The organism is Mycobacterium sp. NGS11, assembly GCF_059813315.1.
On record NZ_JCALEJ010000001.1, the window covers coordinates 491,560 to 510,171 of the forward strand.

The window sequence follows — 18,612 nt, forward strand, 5'->3', positions numbered from 1 at the left end:
GCTCGGCTTCGAGTAAAGAAGAGCGCGCCGACCGGGTAGGTGACCTACCAGGTGCGGCGCGCTCCAGTGGTGAGCTGGTCACCGTTATGGCGCCACCGCGGCTCTTTGTCGACGGTGCGTTCCGTGATACCCCTCAGACTGCGAATCACGGCTCCGTACAGACCCGATGCGGTGCTCGAGATCTTGCCGCCCGGTGGCTCGTCCATGAACGGCATGAACTTGTCCGGGAAGCCCGGCATCGTGCAACCGATGCAGATTCCACCGACGTTGGGGCAGCCCCCGACGCCGTTGATCCACCCCCGCTTGGGCACATTGCATTTGACAACTGGACCCCAACAGCCCAGCTTCACAATGCATTTCGGCGATCCATACTCGGTTGCGAAGTCGCCCTGCTCGTAGTAACCGGCCCGGTCGCAACCCTCGTGCACGGTCTTGCCGAACAGCCATTGCGGGCGAAGCGCGTCGTCGAGCGGGATCATCGGCGCCTGACCGGTCGCCATGTAGAGCAGGTAGGTCAGCGTCTCCGACAAATTGTCGGGATGGATCGGGCAGCCGGGCACGCAGACGATCGGAATGCCCGCCTTGCTCTTCCAGTCCCAACCGAGGTAGTCCGGCACGCCCATCGCTCCGGTCGGGTTGCCGGCCATCGCGTGGATTCCCCCGTAGGTGGCGCAGGTCCCGACCGCCACGATGGCGGTGGCCTTGGGCGCCAACCGGTCGAGCCACTCACTGGTGGTCATCGGCTGTCCGGTGGCCGGGTCGTTGCCGAAGCCGCACCAGTAGCCTTCGTTTTTGATCTTCTCGTTCGGGATGGATCCTTCGACGACGAGCACGAAGGGCTCCAACTCGCCTCGGTCGGCTTTGAAGAACCACTCCAGGAAGTCGTCCGCCCCCCCGTTGGGTCCGCATTCGAAGTCGATCAGGGGCCAGTGCACGGCGACTTGGGGGAGTCCGGGCAAGGCCCCCAAAGCGATTTCCTCGACGCTCGGCTGGGTGGCAGCAGTCAACGCCACCGAATCACCGTCACAACTGAGGCCCGCATTGATCCATAGAACATGGATCAATGTTTGTTCTGCCTTGACTGCTGCTTCAGTTGGCATGATGCAGCTTTCCGGAGCCGGGCTGAGGCTCCTGCGCCGCCGGAGTCGACCGTCGGCCCACTTGCGCAGCGCTAATTTCCGGGTCTACTCCCGCTGCCGAGCGTTGTCAATGGTTCGGCATCAGCAACTAAGTAAACATGTGTTGTATAGCATCGAAAGTCATTGCACGCCTAAGTAACCCGTCGACTGCAGCGCATCATCGGAGGGCCGGCCATCCTGCGAATGTTTCGCAGGAGGACGGCCGCCGGCGGGGGTCCCCGCGCGCCGGTCAGGGCGCGTCGGTGGCGAAGCGCCGCAGCCAGCCGAACCAGGCACCCATGCCATCGCCGGTGCGCGCGCTGACCGGCAAAATCGTCGCTGCGGCATTCACTTCCCGGACATGGGCGATGTAGGTGTCGACATCCACGTCGAGGTGGGGCACCAAGTCGATTTTATTGAGCAGCACCACGTCCACCGACCGGAACATCACCGGGTATTTCAGCGGCTTGTCTTCGCCCTCGGTCACCGAATAGACCATGGCCTTGGCGTGCTCGCCGACATCGAACTCCGCCGGACAGACGAGATTTCCGACGTTCTCGATGATCACCAGGTCCAGCGCGGCGAGGTCGAGGCCGGGCAGCGCCCGGCTGACCATGGGCGCGTCGAGGTGGCATTCGCCGCCAAATCCGTTGCTGGTATTGAGCAGTGACACCTGGGCGCCGCGGCCGCTGAGCTTTGCCGCATCCAGGTCGGTGGCGATATCACCCTCGATCACCCCGAGCGCGAGTTCGCCGGCGAGTTGGTCGAGCGTTGCCTGCAGGATCGTGGTCTTGCCCGATCCCGGAGAGCTCATCAGGTTGAGGGTGCGCACCCCGTTGCTCTCGAAGGCCGTCCGGTTGGCATCGGCGAGCGCGTCGTTCTCGGCGAAGATCGCCTCCAGCACGTCGATGCGCTGACTGCCGGTCCGATAGCGGCTGTGATCGCCGTGATCGTGATCGTGCGGAACGTGATCGTGTTCGTGGGTGTGCACCGTTCCATCGTCGTGCCGATGAAATCTACCCATCGTCAACGCCTTTCACGAGACATCTAGCGACGTCACCAGGAATTCGTTGCCCTGCAGCACCTCGACGTCGGAACTGTCACACCGGGGACACCAGATCGACCACGGCGAGGTGATCTCGGATTGCCCGCCGCACGCACGGCACTTGACTTCGGCGCCGACGCACTCGAGTTCCAGTTCGGCGTCCGGCATGTCCTCGGCGTCGCGGACCAGCGTCCAGCAGAATGACAGCGACTCCGGCACCACCTGCCGCAGCGCGCCCACCCGCACCCGCACCACGTCGACGTGGCGACCGTCGGCGTGATCCTTGACCACACCGGCGATCGCCTCGCACAGCGACAGCTCGTGCACCGCCGGTTACCGCCGATCCGCGAGCTGGGCGCAGGCCAACGAGCCCATGAGCACTGTTCTACACCCGAACGGCGGTCGGTGGTCGGCCTTGGCTCGTTCGGTTCAGACCGTCCACTTCTCCTCGATGCGCCCGTAGCGCCAGACGAGCAGAGCCACCGCCCACGTGAGGACGAACATGCCGACGACGAAGTAACCGATCGCGTTGAGGTCCAGCCCACCGATCCAACTCCAGAACGGCCCGCGCCAACCGAACTGGTCGGCGAACAGGATGAGGAGTTCGATGCTGCCGATCACCCACGCGACCGCCACCGACAGCGCGGTGATGGTGATGTTGTAGTAGATCTTGCGCACGGGGTTGGAAAAAGCCCATCCGTAGGCGAAATTCATGAACGAGCCGTCGATGGTGTCCAGCAGGCACATGCCCGCGGTGAACAGCACCGGCAGACACATGATGGCGTACCACGGCAGTCCGGCGGCTGCGCTGGTGCCGGCCAGCACCAGTAGTGCGATCTCGGTGGCGGTGTCGAACCCGAGCCCGAACAACAAGCCGACGGGATAGCAGTGCCAGGACCTGGTGATCGACTTGGTGAAGCGACCGAGCAACCGGTTCATCAGCCCACGGCTGTCCAAATGCCGCTCCAGTTCGGCCGCGTCGGCGTCGGGATCGAATTCGCCCCGGCGTAACCGCGCGAAGACGCGCAGTATGCCGACCAGGACGATGACGTTGAGAAGCGCGATGGCGTACAGGAACACGCCCGAGACGCTCGTGCCGATCAGCCCGGTGTAGTGATGCAGCGTCGAGGAGTCGTCGCTGACCGGTCCGACGACCGTCCTGACTCCACACGCCAGCAGCACCGCCAGCCCGAACACCACCGTGGAGTGGCCCAGCGAAAAGAAGAAGCCGACGGCCAGCGGGCGTTGCCCGTCGTTCATCAGCTTGCGGGTGGTGTTGTCGATGGCGGCGATGTGGTCGGCGTCAAAGGCGTGACGCATGCCCAGGGTGTAGGCCGTCAAGCCGATACCGACGCCAAATGCCTTGCCGCCCAGACTGTATTGGGCCGGCGCCACGAAGAACATCATGGTGAACCAGCCGAGCAGGTGCAGCGCGACGATCACCGCCAGCATCGATGCCAGTCGCCACCACTGCGCCGGCGTCAGGGCGCCGAGAAGCCTGGTCGTCCGTGACGGCCGCCAGTCGATCTGGGTACTGGCCACTGGGGTCCTTCCGGCGCGTCCTTGCGGTATCGGCTGAGAACAACCGGCACGACTGTAAGTTCCACGGCTTTCCAGATGCAAGTGAGTTGCAGGAATCGCGGAGCCTGGATTGCGACGAAGACTGGCGATCCGCCCGCCCGGGCGCGACACTGAAGCGGTGGCGCCCAAGCCCTCGGCACTGGATGCGTCGGTCACCGAGAGGATCGGCGATCTTCTGCGCGCCCGTGGGCTGCGGCGAATGGCGTCCCGCATCCAGGTGCTGGCGGTGCTCGAGCCGGTCAACGGTCACCTGCCCGTCGCCGAGATCTACCGGCGGATGCGAGAGTGCCTGCCGTCCGAGGCCCACCCGCCCGACGTGGCGACCGTCTACCGCACGGTGACCACGCTCGTCGATCAGGGCGTGCTGCACGCGTTGACAATCGGCGGCGGCGTGACGACCTACGGGCTGGCCACCGTGCCGCACCATCACGCGGTATGTACCAACTGCGGCACCATCATCGAAGTGCCCGCCCGTCAGCTGAGTTCGGCGCTCGAACACGCGATCGCGGGCAGTTCCTTCGCGCTGTCGGACGCCGCCGGGCTGACGCTGCACGGCCTGTGTCCGCAATGCCAGGACGACGACAGGCCCGCCGCGCGACCGCGCCGGCGCTAGGCCAAACCCAGTAGCGCGTTCTCCACCACTTCGGGCAGCGCCGGGTGGATCCAGTACTGCCCGCGGGCCATCTGCGGCGCGGTCAGCCCGAAGCTCATCGCCTGGATCAACGGCTGGATGATCGATGACGCCTGCTGCCCCATGATGTGCGCGCCCAGCAGCCGCCCGGTGCCGCGCTCGGCGACGAGCTTGACGATCCCGGTGGTGTCCTCCGACGCCCAGCCGTAGGCGACGTCGCCGTAGTCCTGGACCTTGACCGACACCTTGAAACCCTGTGCGATGGCTTCGTTTTCGGTCAGGCCGACGGAGGCGACCTGCGGATCGGTGAACACCGCCGAGGGCACGAAGCGATGGTCGGTGACGGCCATCGCCTCGGTGTCGTCCCAGTCGCACAACAGGTTGTGCTGCACGACGCGCGCTTCGTGGTTGGCCACGTGTTTGAGCTCATACGGCGAGGAGACGTCGCCGAGCGCGAAAACCCCACGCGCCGTGGTCCGCTGGTATTGATCGACGGCCACCAGGCCGTCCTCGACGGCGACGCCGGCCTGCTCGAGGTCGAGTTGATCGGCGTTGGACACCCGGCCGGTCGCCACCAGCAACGCGTCCGCGTGCACGGTGCGGCCGTCGTCGAGTTGCACCGCGACGCCCGAACCGTGGTTTTCGGCGCCCACGACGTTGCGGTGGGTGTGCAGTTCCCACTTGCTCGACGCGATTCGCGTGAAGCGCTCGCTGACGACGTCGTCGAGATGTCGCAGCAGTGTGGAGCCCCGGACCACCAGGGTGACGCGCGAGCCCAGCGAGGAGAAGATGTGGGCGAATTCGGCCGCGACGAATCCGCCTCCGACGATCATCAGATGCTCCGGCAGCTCGGGGATTCGCATGATCGTGTCGCTGGTGTGGTACCGGGCGCCGCACTCGAGGATCGCCGGGGGAACCACGGCCCGCCCCCCCGCGGCGATCACCACCTGATCGGCTGTGAACTCGTCGCCCCCATCCGTGCGCAACAGGAAGCGTCCGTCGGACTGGACCGGACCGAAGCGGGTGTGCTGCTTGTACACATCGACGTTGGGTGCCGCGCAGCGATAGTCCTCACCGCCGAACCCGATCGGATCGATGCGCCCGAAGACGCGCGACACGATGTCGTCCCAGCGCACCCGGTCGATGCGAGCGTCGATGCCGAAGCGCGCCGCATCCCGGACCGTCTGGGCGACCTCGGCGGCGTAGACGAACATCTTGGTCGGGATGCACCCGACGTTCAGACACGTGCCACCGAAGGTGCCCTCTTCGCAGATCGCCACCCGCTTGTCGTCGAAGCGGTCATCGAGAATGCTGTTGCCAGAACCGGTCCCGATGATCGCGACGTCGTAGGTCTCCAAGCCGTCACCCCTTTCGCAGCGACGCCGTGGCATCGTGGTCAGCGCGCAGATAGCCGTCCAGCCACAGATCCAGTTCCCGATAGGCGACTGCGCGCGGCCCGGGCAACGACAAGAACACGTCGTGCTTGGCGTCGGCCACCGGGACCACAGCGGTGCGGTTGCCGACGCAGCCCGCCCAGCGGGCGATCTGGGTGACGTCGAGAACCGCGTCGCCGCATCGCATGGACGCGGAATCGGTGCTTTCGTGCACGCTGTGATCCGATCGCAGGATCAGGTTGGGCACCCCGACGTCGAGGCCGCGGTGCAGCCGGGCCTGGCCGCGTCGGATGGCGTGCAGCCAGCCAAACGTGATGGGGAAGCCGCCCACCGGTTTCCATTGCAGGTTGTAGTCGAAGTCGCCGCCGTAGTCGCGGTGCAGGGTGGCGCCGTAACCGCCCTGACCCGGAGACCGGGCCACGCCCTTGGACCGCACCCGGGACAGGCCGGCGATCAGCGCCACCGTCACCGAATGCCGCAGGATGGGCGGGCCCGGCAGGTCCAGGAACGGGCTGTTGAGGACCAGGCCGCCGACGCGGGCGTGCCCGGCCGGGTCGCGCCGGCGCAACCGGTCCAGCCACAGCGACACGATGAGCCCGCCCGCGGAATGCGCGTACAGCAGCACCCGGTCGTGCCCCGCGATGCCGGCCAGCGCCTGATCGAGTTCGGCCTCGTAGTTGGTGAGGTCGGTGATGAAGTGCGGCGTCTGGCCGTCGCGCCGCGACCGGCCGCACTTGTGGAGGTCCAGCGCGTAGAAGGCGAAGCCGCGGGCCGCGAAATGATCGGCCAGCTCGGTATGGAAGAAGTAATCGGTGTAGCCGTGCACCGCCAGCACCGCGTGCGCTGTCGGGCGGCCCGCCTGCCGCGGTTCGGGTCCGCGGCGTATCAGCGTCGCGACGATGTCGCCCTCACCGGCCGGATCGGACCCGAGCGCGATGGTGCGCTGCTGATAACCCGGAAGGACATCGGGCACCCAGCCGGTCACTTCGCGGGCCGCCCTGCCAGTCACGAGGCCAGCTTAGAGCTTTTGCTGGGTGCGGGGCGGCGCACGGCGCCCGCGGCCCATTTGCCTCGGGATAACCTGGGGATCGGCCCAGTCGAGGGAAGGACCAGCAAGCCGGTGTCAGCGCTAGCCAGAACCACGTCCACCGACGTCGTGCTGGTAGGCGCGGGCATCATGAGCGCGACGCTGGGGGCGTTGCTGCGCCGGCTGCAGCCGGATTGGTCGATGGCCTTCGTGGAGCGTCTGGATGCCGTCGCCGCCGAGAGCAGCAGCCCGTGGAACAACGCCGGCACCGGGCATTCGGCGCTGTGCGAGCTGAACTACACCCCGCAGCGGGCCGACGGCTCGATCGACATCGGCAAAGCGGTGCGCATCAACGAGCAATTCCAGGTGACCCGCCAGTTCTGGGCCTATGCAATCGAGAACGCGATCTTGACCGATCGATGTTTTCTCACCGCGGTCCCGCATGCGAGCTTCGTGCGCGGCGCGCGGCGCGTCGACTATCTACGGCGCCGAGCGCGGGCCTTGGCGCCCAACCCGCTGTTCGCCGGCGTCGAATTGATCGACGACCCGGCCGAATTCGCTCGCCGGTTACCGCTGATGGCGGCCGGACGCGACTTCGCCGAACCGACGGCGCTCAACTGGGCGCCCAACGGCACCGACGTCGACTTCGGCGCGCTGTCAAGACAACTCGTCGGCTTTTGCGTGCGCGGCGGCGCGACCGCGCTGTTCGGCCACGAGGTCCGCAACCTGTCCCGCCAGTCCGACGGCACATGGACGCTGTCGGTCCGCAACCGGCGCACCGGTGAAAATCACCGTCTGAACGCCAAATTCGTCTTCGTCGGGGCCGGCGGTGACGCGCTGCCGCTATTGCAGAGGTCCGGCATAGCTGAGGTCAGGGGCTTCGCCGGGTTCCCGATCGGCGGCCGATTCCTGCGCGCCGGCAACCCGGCGCTCACCGTCGCGCACCGGGCCAAGGTCTACGGCGTGCCCGCGCCGGGTGCCCCGCCGCTGGGGGCGCTGCATCTGGACCTGCGCTACGTCAACGGCAAGCCGTGGCTGGTGTTCGGTCCCTACGCCGGGTGGTCACCGAAGTTCTTGAAGCACGGCCACTTCACCGATCTGCCCCGCTCGGTGCAGCCGGACAACCTGGCGTCACTGCTCGGTGTCGGCATCAGCCAGCGGGCGCTGGTCAGATATCTGCTCGGCCAGCTGCGACTCTCGCAACGTGACCGGCTGCGCATGCTGCGCGAATTCGCCCCGACCGCAGTCGCTTCGGACTGGGAGCTGACGGTGGCCGGTCAGCGGGTGCAGGTGATCCGGCGGGACAAGCGCAAGGGCGGGGTGCTCGACTTCGACACCACCGTGGTGGGCGCCGCCGACGGAAGCATCGCTGGGTTACTCGGCGGTTCCCCGGGAGCGTCGACGGCGGTGCCGATCATGCTCGGCGTGCTGGAACGCTGCTTCGCCAACCGCTTTCAATCGTGGCTACCCGCGCTCAAGGAGATGGTTCCGTCGCTGGGAGCGACGCTGTCGGATGAGCCGGCGCTGTACGACGAGGTTTTCTCCTGGGGAACGAAGGTGCTGGGGCTGGGCGATGAGGAGCGGAGCCGGTGACAGAAGCGCTGCGACGTATTTGGGCCAAAGACCTTGACGCCCAGACACTTTACGAGCTGCTCAGGCTCAGGGTGGAGGTGTTCGTCGTCGAGCAGGCGATCCCGTACCCGGAGCTGGACGGGCGCGACCTGCTCGCCGAAACCCGGCACTTCTGGCTGGAAACGCCGGACGGCGAGGTGATCTCCACGCTGCGGCTGATGGAGGAGCACGCCGGGGGCGAGAAGGCGTTCCGGATCGGGCGGCTGTGCACCAAGCGCAACGCGCGCGGTCAGGGGCACACCACCCGGCTGCTGCGCGCGGCGCTGGCCGAGGTGGGTGACTACCCGTGCCGCATCAATGCGCAGGCCTACCTGACGGACATGTACGCCCAGCATGGATTCGTCCGCGACGGTGACGATTTCCTCGACGACGGCGTTCCGCACGTGCCCATGCTGCGGCGTGGCTCGGGGTTGGCGGTGAAGCCGTGAAGCCCTACCCGTTCAGCGCGATCGTCGGGCACGACCAGCTGCGCCTGGCCCTGCTGCTGTGCGCCGTGCGCCCGGAGATCGGTGGCGCGCTCATCCGCGGTGAGAAGGGCACCGCCAAGTCGACGGCCGTGCGCGGCCTTGCGGCGTTGCTGTCCGAGGCCACCGGCAGCGACGCCGGCCTGGTCGAAATGCCGCTCGGGGCAACCGAAGACCGGGTGATCGGCTCGCTGGATTTGCAGCGGGTGCTGCGCGACGGCGAGCACGCGTTCTCGCCGGGCCTGCTCGCCCGCGCGCACGGCGGCGTGCTCTACGTCGACGAGGTCAACCTGCTGCACGATCATTTGGTCGATGTGCTGCTCGACGCCGCGGCGATGGGACGGGTGCACATCGAACGCGACGGCGTCTCGCATTCGCACGAGTCCCGGTTCGTGTTGATCGGCACCATGAATCCCGAGGAGGGCGAACTGCGTCCGCAACTGCTGGACCGGTTCGGGCTCACCGTCGACGTCCACGCCTCGCGCGACGTCGACGTGCGCGTACAGGTCATCCGGCAGCGGATGGCCTACGAGGCCGACCCGGACGGCTTCGCCGAGCGTTATGCCGACGCCGACGCCGAGCTGGCCCGGCGGATCGCTGCGGCGCGCGCACTCGTCGACGATGTGGTGTTGCCTGACAACGAATTACGGCGCATCGCGGCGCTGTGCGCGGCGTTCGACGTCGACGGCATGCGCGCCGACCTGGTGGTGGCCCGCACCGCCGTCGCGCACGCGGCCTGGCGCGGCGCGCACACGGTCGAGGAGTCCGACATCCGGGTAGCCGCCGAGCTGGCGCTGCCGCATCGGCGCCGTCGCGACCCGTTCGACGATCCGGGCATCGACCGCGACCAGCTCGACGAGGCCCTGGCGCAAGCCAGTTCCGAGCCTGACCCCGATCCCGACCCGCCCGGCGGCGGCCAGTCGGTCAATTCGGAACACGATGTGCCGCAACAGAATACACCGGAGAACGCCAAGCCGCAGCAGCCGAAGACCAGGCCCAGCGCGCCCCCGTCGAAAACCTTCCGCACCCGCGCGCTGCGGGTCCCGGGTGTGGGGGAGGGGGCGCCCGGACGGCGGTCGCGCGCCCGCAACGCCAGTGGCAGCGTCATCGCCGCCGCCGGCGCGGACGACCCGAGTTGCGCCGGGCATGGACTGCACCTGTTCGCCACCCTGCTCACGGCCGCCGAGCGCGCCGGCGCCGGACCGCTACGGCCGCGGCCGGATGATGTGCGCCGCGCCGTGCGCGAGGGGCGCGAAGGCAATTTGGTGATCTTCGTCGTGGACGCCTCGGGTTCGATGGCCGCGCGCGACCGCATGGCGGCGGTCAGCGGCGCCACGCTGTCGCTGCTGCGCGACGCGTATGAGCGTCGCGACAAGGTTGCCGTGATCACCTTCCGCCAACAGGGGGCCCGGCTGTTGTTGCCGCCGACCTCGTCGGCGCACATCGCCGGGCGGCGACTGGCCCGGTTCGACACGGGTGGCAAGACACCACTGGCCGAAGGGCTGCTGGCCGCGCGTGAGCTGATCGTCCGAGAGAAGGCGCGTGACCGCGCGCGGCGCTCGCTGGTGGTGGTGCTGACCGACGGCCGGGCCACCGCCGGTCCGGATCCCTTGGGCCGCACCCGAACCGCGGCGGCCCGGTTGGCCGCCGAAGGTGCCGCCGCGGTGGTCGTCGACTGCGAGACGTCTTTCGTGCGGCTGGGCCTGGCCGAGCAACTGGCCCGCCAACTCGGCGCGCCGGCCGTCCGGCTCGAGCACCTGCACGCGGATTCCCTGACGCGTGCGGTGCGCGACGCGGCCTGAACCGGAAAGGTAAACGCTGATGCCACAAGGCGTTCCATTGCAGGTTCCCGACGACGGCCTGACCACGCGGGCGCGCCGTCACACGCCGGTGCTGGCCGTGCACACCGGCGCCGGCAAGGGAAAGTCCACGGCGGCATTCGGCATGGCGCTGCGGGCCTGGAATGCCGGAATGTCCGTCGCGGTGTTCCAGTTCGTCAAAAGCGCCAAGTGGAAGGTGGGCGAGGAGGCGGTCTTCGCCCAGCTGGGCCGGCTGCACGACCAGCATCAGGTCGGCGGGCCCGTCGAATGGCACAAGATGGGCGCGGGCTGGTCTTGGACACGTAAGGCGGGCAGCGACGTCGACCACGCGGCGGCGGCGGCCGACGGCTGGGCGGAGATCGCGCGCCGGCTGGCCGATCAGCGTCACGACTTCTACGTCCTGGACGAGTTCACCTATCCGCTCAAGTGGGGTTGGGTGGACGTCGACGAAGTGGTGGGGACGTTGGCCAGCCGGCCCGGACATCAGCACGTGGTCATCACCGGACGCGACGCGCCGCAGCGCCTGATCGACGCGGCCGACCTGGTGACCGAGATGGCCAAGGTCAAGCACCCGATGGACACCGGGCGTAAGGGGCAGAAGGGCATCGAGTGGTGAGTGTTCCCGCCGTCGTCATCGCCGCTCCCGCGTCCGGCAGCGGAAAGACCACGGTGGCAACGGGTTTGATCGGCGCCCTGCGGCGCGCGGGCCACGCCGTGGCGCCGTTCAAGGTCGGCCCGGACTTCATCGACCCCGGCTACCACGGCCTTGCCGCCGGCCGGCCGGGCCGCAACCTCGACCCGATCCTGGTGGGGGAGCACCTGATTGGCCCGCTCTACGCCCACGGTGCGCATGGTGCGGACATCGCCGTGGTCGAAGGAGTGATGGGGCTGTTCGACGGCCGGATCGGGTCCACCGCCACCACCCCCGCGCCGGGATCGACGGCCCACGTCGCCGCGCTGCTGGGCGCGTCCGTGATCCTGGTTGTCGATGCGCGCGGGCAGAGTCAGAGCATCGCCGCCCTGCTGCACGGCTTTTCGACCTACGACACCGCGACCCGCGTCGCCGGTGTGATCCTGAACCGGGTCGGATCGCCGCGGCACGAGCAGGTGCTGCGGCAGGCCTGCGAGCAGGCCGGGGTTGCGGTGCTGGGCGCCATCCCCCGGGTGGCCGAAATAGAGTTGCCGACAAGGTATTTGGGTCTGGTCACGGCCCTGGAGTACGGGAAGCGCGCACGGTTGGCGGTGGCGGCGATGACCGCCCTGGTCGCCCGCCACGTCGATGTGCCGGCCATCGTCGCGGTCGCCGGCGCCCGAGTCGCGCAGCCGCCCTGGGATCCCGTGGCGGCGGTGGGGGAGACGCCCGGAGGGTGCGCCACTGTCGCGGTGGCGGCCGGCAAGGCATTCAGTTTCGGCTACGCCGAACACGCGGAGCTGCTGGCGGCCGCTGGCGCCGACGTCGCCGAATTCGACCCGCTCGCCGACGCCCTGCCCGACGGCACCGACGCGGTGCTGCTGCCCGGCGGTTTTCCCGAACAGTTCACCGCGGAGCTCTCGGCCAATGAGGGGGTGCGCCGGCAGATCAACGAACTGGCCGCCGCCGGGGCGCCGATACACGCCGAGTGCGCCGGGCTGATCTACCTGGTCTCCGAGCTCGACGGCCATCCGATGTGCGGTGTGCTGGCGGGGCAGGCGCAATTCACGCCGCACCTGTCCCTGGCGTATCGCGACGCCGTCGCCGTCGCGGATTCGTCGTTGTACACAGCCGGCCAGCGTGCGGTGGGGCATGAATTCCACCGGACCACAGTCACTTTCACCGGCGACTACCAGCCCGCCTGGATGTACCGGACCCATGATGCCGATCGGCAGGACGGTCCCGTGCGCGACGGCGTCGTGCACGCCGGTGTGCACGCGTCATATCTGCACACCCATCCGGCCGCCGCGCCGGAGGCGGTGGCGCGCTTCGTCGCACACGCGAGCGCCCGGCTTCGCCGCGCTCGCGATCGCCACTAGATCGATGGTGGCGACCCGCAGCGCCCGGCTTCGCCGCGCTCGCGATCGCCACTAGATCGATGGTGGCGACCCGCAGCGCCCGGCTTCGCCGCACTCGCGATCGCCACTAGGCTTGCCGGGTGACCGAGAGCGCCTACCTCGCTGGGCTGCGACTGAACGGCAAAAAGGTCGTCGTGGTCGGCGGCGGCACCGTCGCCCAGCGCCGGCTGCCCTTGCTCATCGCCAGCGGCGCCGACGTGCACGTCATCTCCCGCAGCGCCACCAGGTCCGTGGAGGCGATGACGGGAATCACCCTGGCGCTGCGCGAATATCGAGACGGCGACCTCGACGGAGCCTGGTACGCGATCGCGGCCACCGACGACGCGCGAGTGAACGAGGCGGTGGTCGCCGAGGCCGAAAGCCGTCGCATCTTCTGCGTCCGAGCGGACATCGCCGTCGAGGGGACCGCGGTGACCCCAGCGTCTTTCGACTACGCGGGGCTGTCCGTCGGAGTCCTGGCCGGCGGCGACCACCGCCGTTCGGCGGCGATCCGCTCGGCCATCCGCGAGGCGTTGCAGACCGGGCTCATCACGCCCGACAGCCCGGTGAGCTCCGACGTCGTCAAGGGCGGCGTCGCGCTGATCGGCGGCGGGCCCGGCGATCCCGAGCTGATCACCGTGCGCGGCCGGCGTTTGCTGGCCCAGGCCGACGTCGTGGTCGCCGACCGTCTCGCGCCACCGGAACTGCTCGCCGAGCTGCCCCCACACGTGGAAGTCATCGACGCCGCCAAGATCCCGTACGGGCGGGCCATGGCCCAGGACGCCATCAACGGCGTCATGATCGAACGCGCCCGCGCCGGCAGCTTCGTGGTGCGCCTCAAAGGCGGCGATCCCTTCGTGTTCGCGCGCGGATACGAAGAGGTGCTGGCGTGCGTCGAGGCCGGAATTCCGGTGACGGTGGTGCCGGGTGTGACGAGTGCCATAGGAGTGCCCGCTCTGGCGGGCGTTCCGGTGACTCATCGGGCGATAAATCACGAGTTTGTGGTGGTCAGCGGACATTTGCCGCCCGGGCATCCCGAATCGTTAGTGAATTGGGATGCGCTGGCCGCAATGTCAGGCACAATCGTTTTGCTGATGGCGGTGGAACGCATCGAACTCTTCGCCGACGCCCTGCTCAAAGGCGGACGACCTGCGGATACGCCGGTGCTGGTCGTTCAACATGGAACGACCGCCGCCCAGCACACTTTGCGGGCCACCCTGGCCGACACGCCCGAGAAGGTTCGCGCCGAGGGTATCCGACCTCCCGCGATCATCGTGATCGGCGCCGTGGCGGCCTTCGGGCTTTAAACGATTCTTAAGATTACTGTAAGGTAACCCTTTATGACGGCTCTCAACGATGCAGAGCGCGCGATGCAGAAAATTGCGTCGGCGCGCCCCGATCGTCCGGCCCCGGCGAGCGCAGCGCAGCCGGCGGAGACCGCCTCCAAGCCCCCGGCGGAGACCGCCCTGAAGCGCATCAGCAAGTACTACCCGGCGTGGCTGCCCTCTCGGCGTTTCATCGCGGCCGTGATCGCCATCGGCGGTATGCAGCTGCTCGCGACGATGGACAGCACCGTCGCCATCGTGGCGCTCCCCAAGATTCAGAACGAGCTCAGCCTGTCCGACGCCGGCCGCAGCTGGGTGATCACCGCCTACGTGCTGACGTTCGGTGGGTTGATGCTGCTGGGTGGCCGCCTCGGCGACACCATCGGGCGCAAGCGCACCTTCATCGTCGGTGTCGCGCTGTTCACCATCTCTTCTGTGCTGTGCGCGGTCGCGTGGGACGAGGCGACCATGGTCATCGCCCGGCTGTCGCAGGGCGTCGGATCGGCGATCGCCTCGCCGACCGGTCTGGCTCTGGTGGCGACCACCTTCCCCAAGGGCCCGGCCCGCAACTTCGCGACGGCCGTGTTCGCCGCGATGACGGCGATCGGTTCGGTGATGGGCCTGGTGGTCGGCGGCGCGCTCACCGAGGTGTCGTGGCGGCTGGCGTTCCTGGTGAACGTGCCGATCGGTCTGGTGATGATCTACCTGGCCCGCACCGCGCTGCGCGAGACCAACCGCGAGCGGATGAAGCTCGACGCCACCGGCGCCATGCTGGCCACCCTGACGTGCACCGCGGCCGTGTTCGCCTTCTCGATGGGTCCGGAAAAGGGCTGGGTGTCGATCACCACCATCGGGTCGGGCGTCGTGGCGCTCGGTGCCGCCCTCGCCTTCGTCATCGTCGAACGCACGGCGGAGAATCCCGTCGTCCCGTTCAACCTGTTCCGTGACCGCAACCGGCTGGTCACCTTCACCGCCATCTTCCTGGCCGGTGGGCTCATGTTCAGCCTGACCGTGTGCATCGGCCTGTACGTGCAGGACATCCTCGGTTACAGCGCGTTGCGCGCCGGCATCGGCTTCATCCCGTTCGTCATCGCGATGGGCATCGGCCTCGGCGTCTCCTCGCAGCTGGTGTCGCGGTTCTCGCCGCGGGTGCTGACCATCGGCGGCGGGATCCTGCTGTTCTGGGCGATGTTGTACGGCTGGGCGTTCATGCACCGCGGGGTCGCCTACTTCCCCAACCTGGTGCTGCCCATCGTGGTCGGCGGGATCGGCATCGGGATGGCCGTCGTCCCGCTGACGTTGTCGGCCATCGCCGGCGTGGGATTCGATCAGATCGGTCCGGTCTCGGCGGTCACGTTGATGCTGCAAAGCCTGGGCGGGCCGCTGGTGCTGGCCGTCATCCAGGCGGTGATCACCTCGCGGACGCTGTATCTGGGCGGCACCACCGGACCGGTGAAGTTCATGAGCGACGCGCAGTTGTCCGCGTTGGACCATGGCTACACCTACGGGCTGCTGTGGGTGGCCGGCGTGGCCGTGATCGTCGGCGCCGCCGCGCTGATGATCGGCTACACCCCCGACCAGGTCGCGCACGCGCAAGAAGTCAAGGAAGCGATGGAGGCCGGGGAGCTGTAGCTCACCCGCACGGGCGCTGCTCGCGACCGCCTTGCCGTTGCGTGTCACGCCAGAGTGGCGTGAGGGTCTGGGCGTTGCGCTGGCGTGACGTTCGACGCAGCTACCAGCACGCTAGGCTGGCCCGCTGTGATCACCCGGATGTCCCAGTTGTTTTTGCGCACCCTGCGCGACGATCCCGCCGACGCCGAAGTCGCCAGCCACAAGCTGTTGATCCGGGCGGGCTACATCCGGCCCGTCGCGCCCGGGCTGTACAGCTGGCTGCCGCTGGGATTGCGCGTGCTGCGCCGCATCGAGCGCATCGTCCGCGACGAGATGAACGCCATTGGCGGGCAAGAGATCTTGTTCCCAGCCCTGCTGCCGCGCGCACCGTATGAGGCGACGAACCGGTGGACCGAGTACGGCGACTCGGTGTTCCGGCTGCAGGACCGTCGCGGCAACGACTACCTGTTGGGCCCCACCCACGAAGAGCTGTTCACCCTGACCGTCAAGGGCGAATACAGCTCCTACAAAGACTTTCCGGTTCTGCTGTATCAGATCCAGAACAAATATCGTGACGAGGCGCGGCCGCGGGCCGGCATCCTGCGGGTCCGCGAGTTCCTGATGAAGGACTCCTACTCGTTCGACATCGACGACGCCGGGCTCAAGGCCGCCTACCACGCGCACCGCGAGGCCTATCAGCGCATTTTCTCGCGCCTGCAGGTGCGCTACGTCATCGTCTCCGCCGTGTCGGGCGCGATGGGCGGCAGCGCCTCGGAGGAGTTTTTGGCCGAGAGCGCGGTCGGTGAGGACACCTTCGTGCGGTGCCTGGAGTCCGGGTATGCGGCCAACGTCGAGGCCGTCGTCACCGCGCGCCCGGAGGCGCAGCCCATCGACGGGCTGCCCGAGGCGGTAGTCCACGACACCGGGGACACCCCGACCATCGCCACCCTGGTGGACTGGGCCAACCAGGCGGACCTGGGCCGCCCCGTCACCGCGGCCGACACGTTGAAGAACGTCCTGCTCAAGGTCCGCCAGCCCGGCGGCGAGTGGGAGCTACTGGCCATCGGGGTGCCGGGGGACCGTGAGGTCGACGACAAACGGCTGGGCGCGGCGCTGGAACCGGCCGAGTACGCGCTGCTCGACGACGCCGACTTCGCCAAGTATCCCTTCCTGGTGAAGGGGTATATCGGACCGAAGGCGTTGCAGGACAACGATGTTCGCTATCTGGTCGACCCGCGGGTGGTGGACGGCACCAGCTGGATCACCGGGGCCGACGAGGCCGGGCGGCACGTCGTCGGGCTGGTCGCCGGCCGCGACTTCACCGCCGACGGCACCATCGAGGCCGCCGAGGTGCGCGACGGTGACCCCTCGCCGGACGGCGCGGGCCCGCTGGTCTCGGCGCGCGGTATCGAGGTGGCCCACATCTTCCAGCTCGGCCGCAAGTACACCGACGCCTTCACCGCCGACGTGCTCGGTGAGGACGGCAAGCCGGTGCGCCTGACGATGGGCTCCTACGGCCTCGGGGTGTCGCGGATGGTGGCCGTCATCGCCGAACAGCACCACGACGAGCTGGGCCTGCGCTGGCCGCCGGCGGTCGCGCCCTTCGACGTCCACCTGGTGATCGCCAACAAAGACGCGCAGGCCCGCACGGGCGCCACCACTTTGGCCGCCGAGCTGGACGGGTTGGGCATCGAAGTGCTGCTCGATGACCGCCAGGCCTCGCCCGGCGTGAAGTTCAAGGACGCCGAACTGCTTGGCGTGCCGTGGATCGTCGTGGTGGGACGGGGCTGGGCGGACGGCGTGGTGGAGCTGCGCGACCGCTTCGGCGGCCAGACCCGCGAACTGTCGACCGGCCCGTCGCTGGCCGCCGACATCGCGGCGGCCTTGGGTTAGTCGTTGCCGCCGGGGAAGCTCGTCGTGATGGGCCAGGCGCCCAGCACGCGGCTCCACCGGGCGCCCATGACCGCGCTCTGCACCAGGGCGGTCGCGGCGAACGCGCGATCCGCGCCGGTCTCCGCGTGCTCGGCGACCACGCGCCATGCGCCGGCCCCATCGTTCTCCATCCGCGCGGCCAGCCGCGCGGCGTCGGCCGGACCGCCCACCACCATGGGCAGCTGGTAGCCGGCCGCGGCGACGGGTGCGGTCACCTTGCGGGCGTTCAGGATCGCGATGACGTCGTCGCGGCGCTGGCGGTGCTGCGCGAGCGCCTCCACCACCATGTCGTTCACGCTGGGCGGCGACAACGCGGACACGATGCCGTAGCCGTAGATCGTCGAATGCTCGATGGCCAGCGCGTCGCACAGCGCCGTGTTGTCGGCGTCCTTGCCCGAGGTCATATCGACGGACCCCCGGGCACCAGCGCAACCGTGTACGACGCCGTGCAGGATGCGGCGATCGAGGCGAGCAGCCCCGCCCGGTAGCCGGATTCGGTGCCCACCAGGCGACTCGCACTGTCGGCCGAGGCGCGCAACGCGTCGATCACGTCGGACACCGGCGGCGGGGGCGGGGGCGGCCCGGCCGGTTGGGCCTGGCTCGGGCTGGGCGTTCCGCTCGAGGACGACGTGGCCAGCTTGCCGGCCGCCCGCGAGATCTCGGCCGACAACGCGCGGGCATGCGCGGCGCGCTGGCTGGACACCACGCTCAGCGCGGCGGCGACCTGCGGCGGATTCCCGACCGCCGCGGCGGCGGCACCCGCGAGCTCGCTGTCGTGCCGGGCCTGATCGAGCGGCCCCAGCAGTTGCTCGACGGGCGGGGGCTTGGGCGCGGGCTTGCCGCAGGCGCTCACCACCGCCCCGAGCGCAGCCAAAGCCGCACCGCCGGCGAGGACATCTCGTCTGTTGAGGAACGGAACTGCGCTAGGCACAAGGACATCCTGCCATCGGGGCGAAGGCGGACAAGATGCCAGGACGCGATCACGCCGTCAACCTCGAATCCTG

17 protein-coding genes are annotated in these 18,612 nt (G+C 68.6%); 9 read left to right on the forward strand and 8 right to left on the reverse strand.

Annotated features, from left to right (window positions below; translation table 11 throughout):
* Window positions 1–44 precede the first annotated feature (44 nt).
* The 4 genes from AC5Y4T_RS02500 to nicT all read right to left on the reverse strand — a co-directional run bounded on the left by AC5Y4T_RS02500 (window position 45) and on the right by nicT (window position 3,705).
* Window positions 45–1,100, reverse strand: a complete 1,056-nt coding sequence (locus AC5Y4T_RS02500; RefSeq protein WP_499919236.1) for an NADH-quinone oxidoreductase subunit B family protein — start codon at window positions 1,098–1,100, stop codon at window positions 45–47.
* Window positions 1,101–1,368: 268 nt separating this feature from the next.
* A complete protein-coding gene (gene hypB / locus AC5Y4T_RS02505) occupies window positions 1,369–2,142 on the reverse strand; it encodes a hydrogenase nickel incorporation protein HypB (protein ID WP_499919240.1) in 774 nt (257 codons plus the stop codon).
* Window positions 2,143–2,154: 12 nt separating this feature from the next.
* Window positions 2,155–2,490, reverse strand: coding sequence for a hydrogenase maturation nickel metallochaperone HypA (locus AC5Y4T_RS02510; protein WP_499919242.1), 336 nt, complete (start codon window positions 2,488–2,490; stop codon window positions 2,155–2,157).
* A 102-nt stretch (window positions 2,491–2,592) separates the two neighbouring features.
* Entirely contained in the window at window positions 2,593–3,705 is a 1,113-nt protein-coding gene (gene nicT, locus AC5Y4T_RS02515; protein WP_499919244.1) for a Nickel transporter NicT, read from the reverse strand.
* A gap of 157 nt (window positions 3,706–3,862) precedes the next feature.
* Here nicT and AC5Y4T_RS02520 point away from each other — a divergent pair, with 157 nt between their 5' ends.
* Complete coding sequence (locus AC5Y4T_RS02520; protein WP_499919247.1) at window positions 3,863–4,357, forward strand: Fur family transcriptional regulator; 495 nt, start codon at window positions 3,863–3,865, stop codon at window positions 4,355–4,357.
* On the opposite strand, the gene mtr is transcribed toward AC5Y4T_RS02520, so the two are convergent.
* Together mtr and AC5Y4T_RS02530 are read right to left on the reverse strand one after the other, a co-directional pair.
* Complete coding sequence (gene mtr, locus AC5Y4T_RS02525; RefSeq protein WP_499919251.1) at window positions 4,354–5,733, reverse strand: mycothione reductase; 1,380 nt, start codon at window positions 5,731–5,733, stop codon at window positions 4,354–4,356. The genes AC5Y4T_RS02520 and mtr overlap by 4 nt on opposite strands.
* 4 nt (window positions 5,734–5,737) lie before the next feature.
* Window positions 5,738–6,754 carry an alpha/beta hydrolase gene (locus tag AC5Y4T_RS02530; protein WP_499919815.1) on the reverse strand — a complete coding sequence of 339 codons (1,017 nt, stop codon included), beginning with the start codon at window positions 6,752–6,754 and terminating at the stop codon, window positions 5,738–5,740.
* A gap of 135 nt (window positions 6,755–6,889) precedes the next feature.
* On the opposite strand from AC5Y4T_RS02530, the gene mqo reads away from it, so the two are divergent.
* The 8 genes from mqo to AC5Y4T_RS02570 all read left to right on the forward strand — a co-directional run bounded on the left by mqo (window position 6,890) and on the right by AC5Y4T_RS02570 (window position 17,569).
* Window positions 6,890–8,389: a malate dehydrogenase (quinone) gene (gene mqo / locus AC5Y4T_RS02535; protein ID WP_499919254.1), complete on the forward strand. Its 1,500-nt coding sequence runs from the start codon at window positions 6,890–6,892 to the stop codon at window positions 8,387–8,389.
* Entirely contained in the window at window positions 8,386–8,856 is a 471-nt protein-coding gene (locus tag AC5Y4T_RS02540; protein WP_499919258.1) for a GNAT family N-acetyltransferase, read from the forward strand. The genes mqo and AC5Y4T_RS02540 overlap by 4 nt, the downstream gene beginning before the upstream one ends.
* Complete coding sequence (locus AC5Y4T_RS02545; RefSeq protein WP_499919259.1) at window positions 8,853–10,694, forward strand: magnesium chelatase subunit D family protein; 1,842 nt, start codon at window positions 8,853–8,855, stop codon at window positions 10,692–10,694. Before AC5Y4T_RS02540 ends, AC5Y4T_RS02545 begins: the two co-directional genes overlap by 4 nt.
* A gap of 19 nt (window positions 10,695–10,713) precedes the next feature.
* Window positions 10,714–11,328 (forward strand): cob(I)yrinic acid a,c-diamide adenosyltransferase, encoded by a 615-nt coding sequence (gene cobO, locus AC5Y4T_RS02550; protein ID WP_499919261.1) that lies wholly within the window; start codon window positions 10,714–10,716, stop codon window positions 11,326–11,328.
* Complete coding sequence (locus tag AC5Y4T_RS02555) at window positions 11,325–12,722, forward strand: cobyrinic acid a,c-diamide synthase CobB (protein WP_499919263.1); 1,398 nt, start codon at window positions 11,325–11,327, stop codon at window positions 12,720–12,722. The genes cobO and AC5Y4T_RS02555 overlap by 4 nt, the downstream gene beginning before the upstream one ends.
* A gap of 119 nt (window positions 12,723–12,841) precedes the next feature.
* Window positions 12,842–14,047, forward strand: a complete 1,206-nt coding sequence (cobA, locus tag AC5Y4T_RS02560; RefSeq protein WP_499919264.1) for a uroporphyrinogen-III C-methyltransferase — start codon at window positions 12,842–12,844, stop codon at window positions 14,045–14,047.
* A 33-nt stretch (window positions 14,048–14,080) separates the two neighbouring features.
* Window positions 14,081–15,697: an MFS transporter gene (locus AC5Y4T_RS02565; protein ID WP_499919265.1), complete on the forward strand. Its 1,617-nt coding sequence runs from the start codon at window positions 14,081–14,083 to the stop codon at window positions 15,695–15,697.
* 126 nt (window positions 15,698–15,823) lie between these two features.
* Window positions 15,824–17,569 (forward strand): proline--tRNA ligase, encoded by a 1,746-nt coding sequence (locus AC5Y4T_RS02570; protein ID WP_499919266.1) that lies wholly within the window; start codon window positions 15,824–15,826, stop codon window positions 17,567–17,569.
* Here AC5Y4T_RS02570 and AC5Y4T_RS02575 read toward each other — a convergent pair.
* Both AC5Y4T_RS02575 and AC5Y4T_RS02580 read right to left on the reverse strand, forming a co-directional pair.
* On the reverse strand, window positions 17,566–18,012 hold the full coding sequence (locus AC5Y4T_RS02575; protein WP_067130971.1) for a ferritin-like domain-containing protein: 447 nt from the start codon (window positions 18,010–18,012) through the stop codon (window positions 17,566–17,568). The genes AC5Y4T_RS02570 and AC5Y4T_RS02575 overlap by 4 nt on opposite strands.
* Window positions 18,009–18,539, reverse strand: a complete 531-nt coding sequence (locus tag AC5Y4T_RS02580; RefSeq protein ID WP_499919267.1) for a hypothetical protein — start codon at window positions 18,537–18,539, stop codon at window positions 18,009–18,011. Before AC5Y4T_RS02580 ends, AC5Y4T_RS02575 begins: the two co-directional genes overlap by 4 nt.
* Window positions 18,540–18,612 lie beyond the last annotated feature (73 nt).

Excerpts from the sequence above, each read along its gene's own strand:
- AC5Y4T_RS02565 (WP_499919265.1), top strand. The coding sequence starts at position 14,081 with ATGACGGCTCTCAACGATGCAGAGCGCGCGATGCAGAAAATTGCGTCG.
- AC5Y4T_RS02575 (WP_067130971.1), bottom strand. The coding sequence starts at position 18,012 with ATGACCTCGGGCAAGGACGCCGACAACACGGCGCTGTGCGACGCGCTG.
- cobO (WP_499919261.1), top strand. The coding sequence starts at position 10,714 with ATGCCACAAGGCGTTCCATTGCAGGTTCCCGACGACGGCCTGACCACG.
- AC5Y4T_RS02500 (WP_499919236.1), bottom strand. The coding sequence starts at position 1,100 with ATGCCAACTGAAGCAGCAGTCAAGGCAGAACAAACATTGATCCATGTT.
- hypB (WP_499919240.1), bottom strand. The coding sequence starts at position 2,142 with ATGGGTAGATTTCATCGGCACGACGATGGAACGGTGCACACCCACGAA.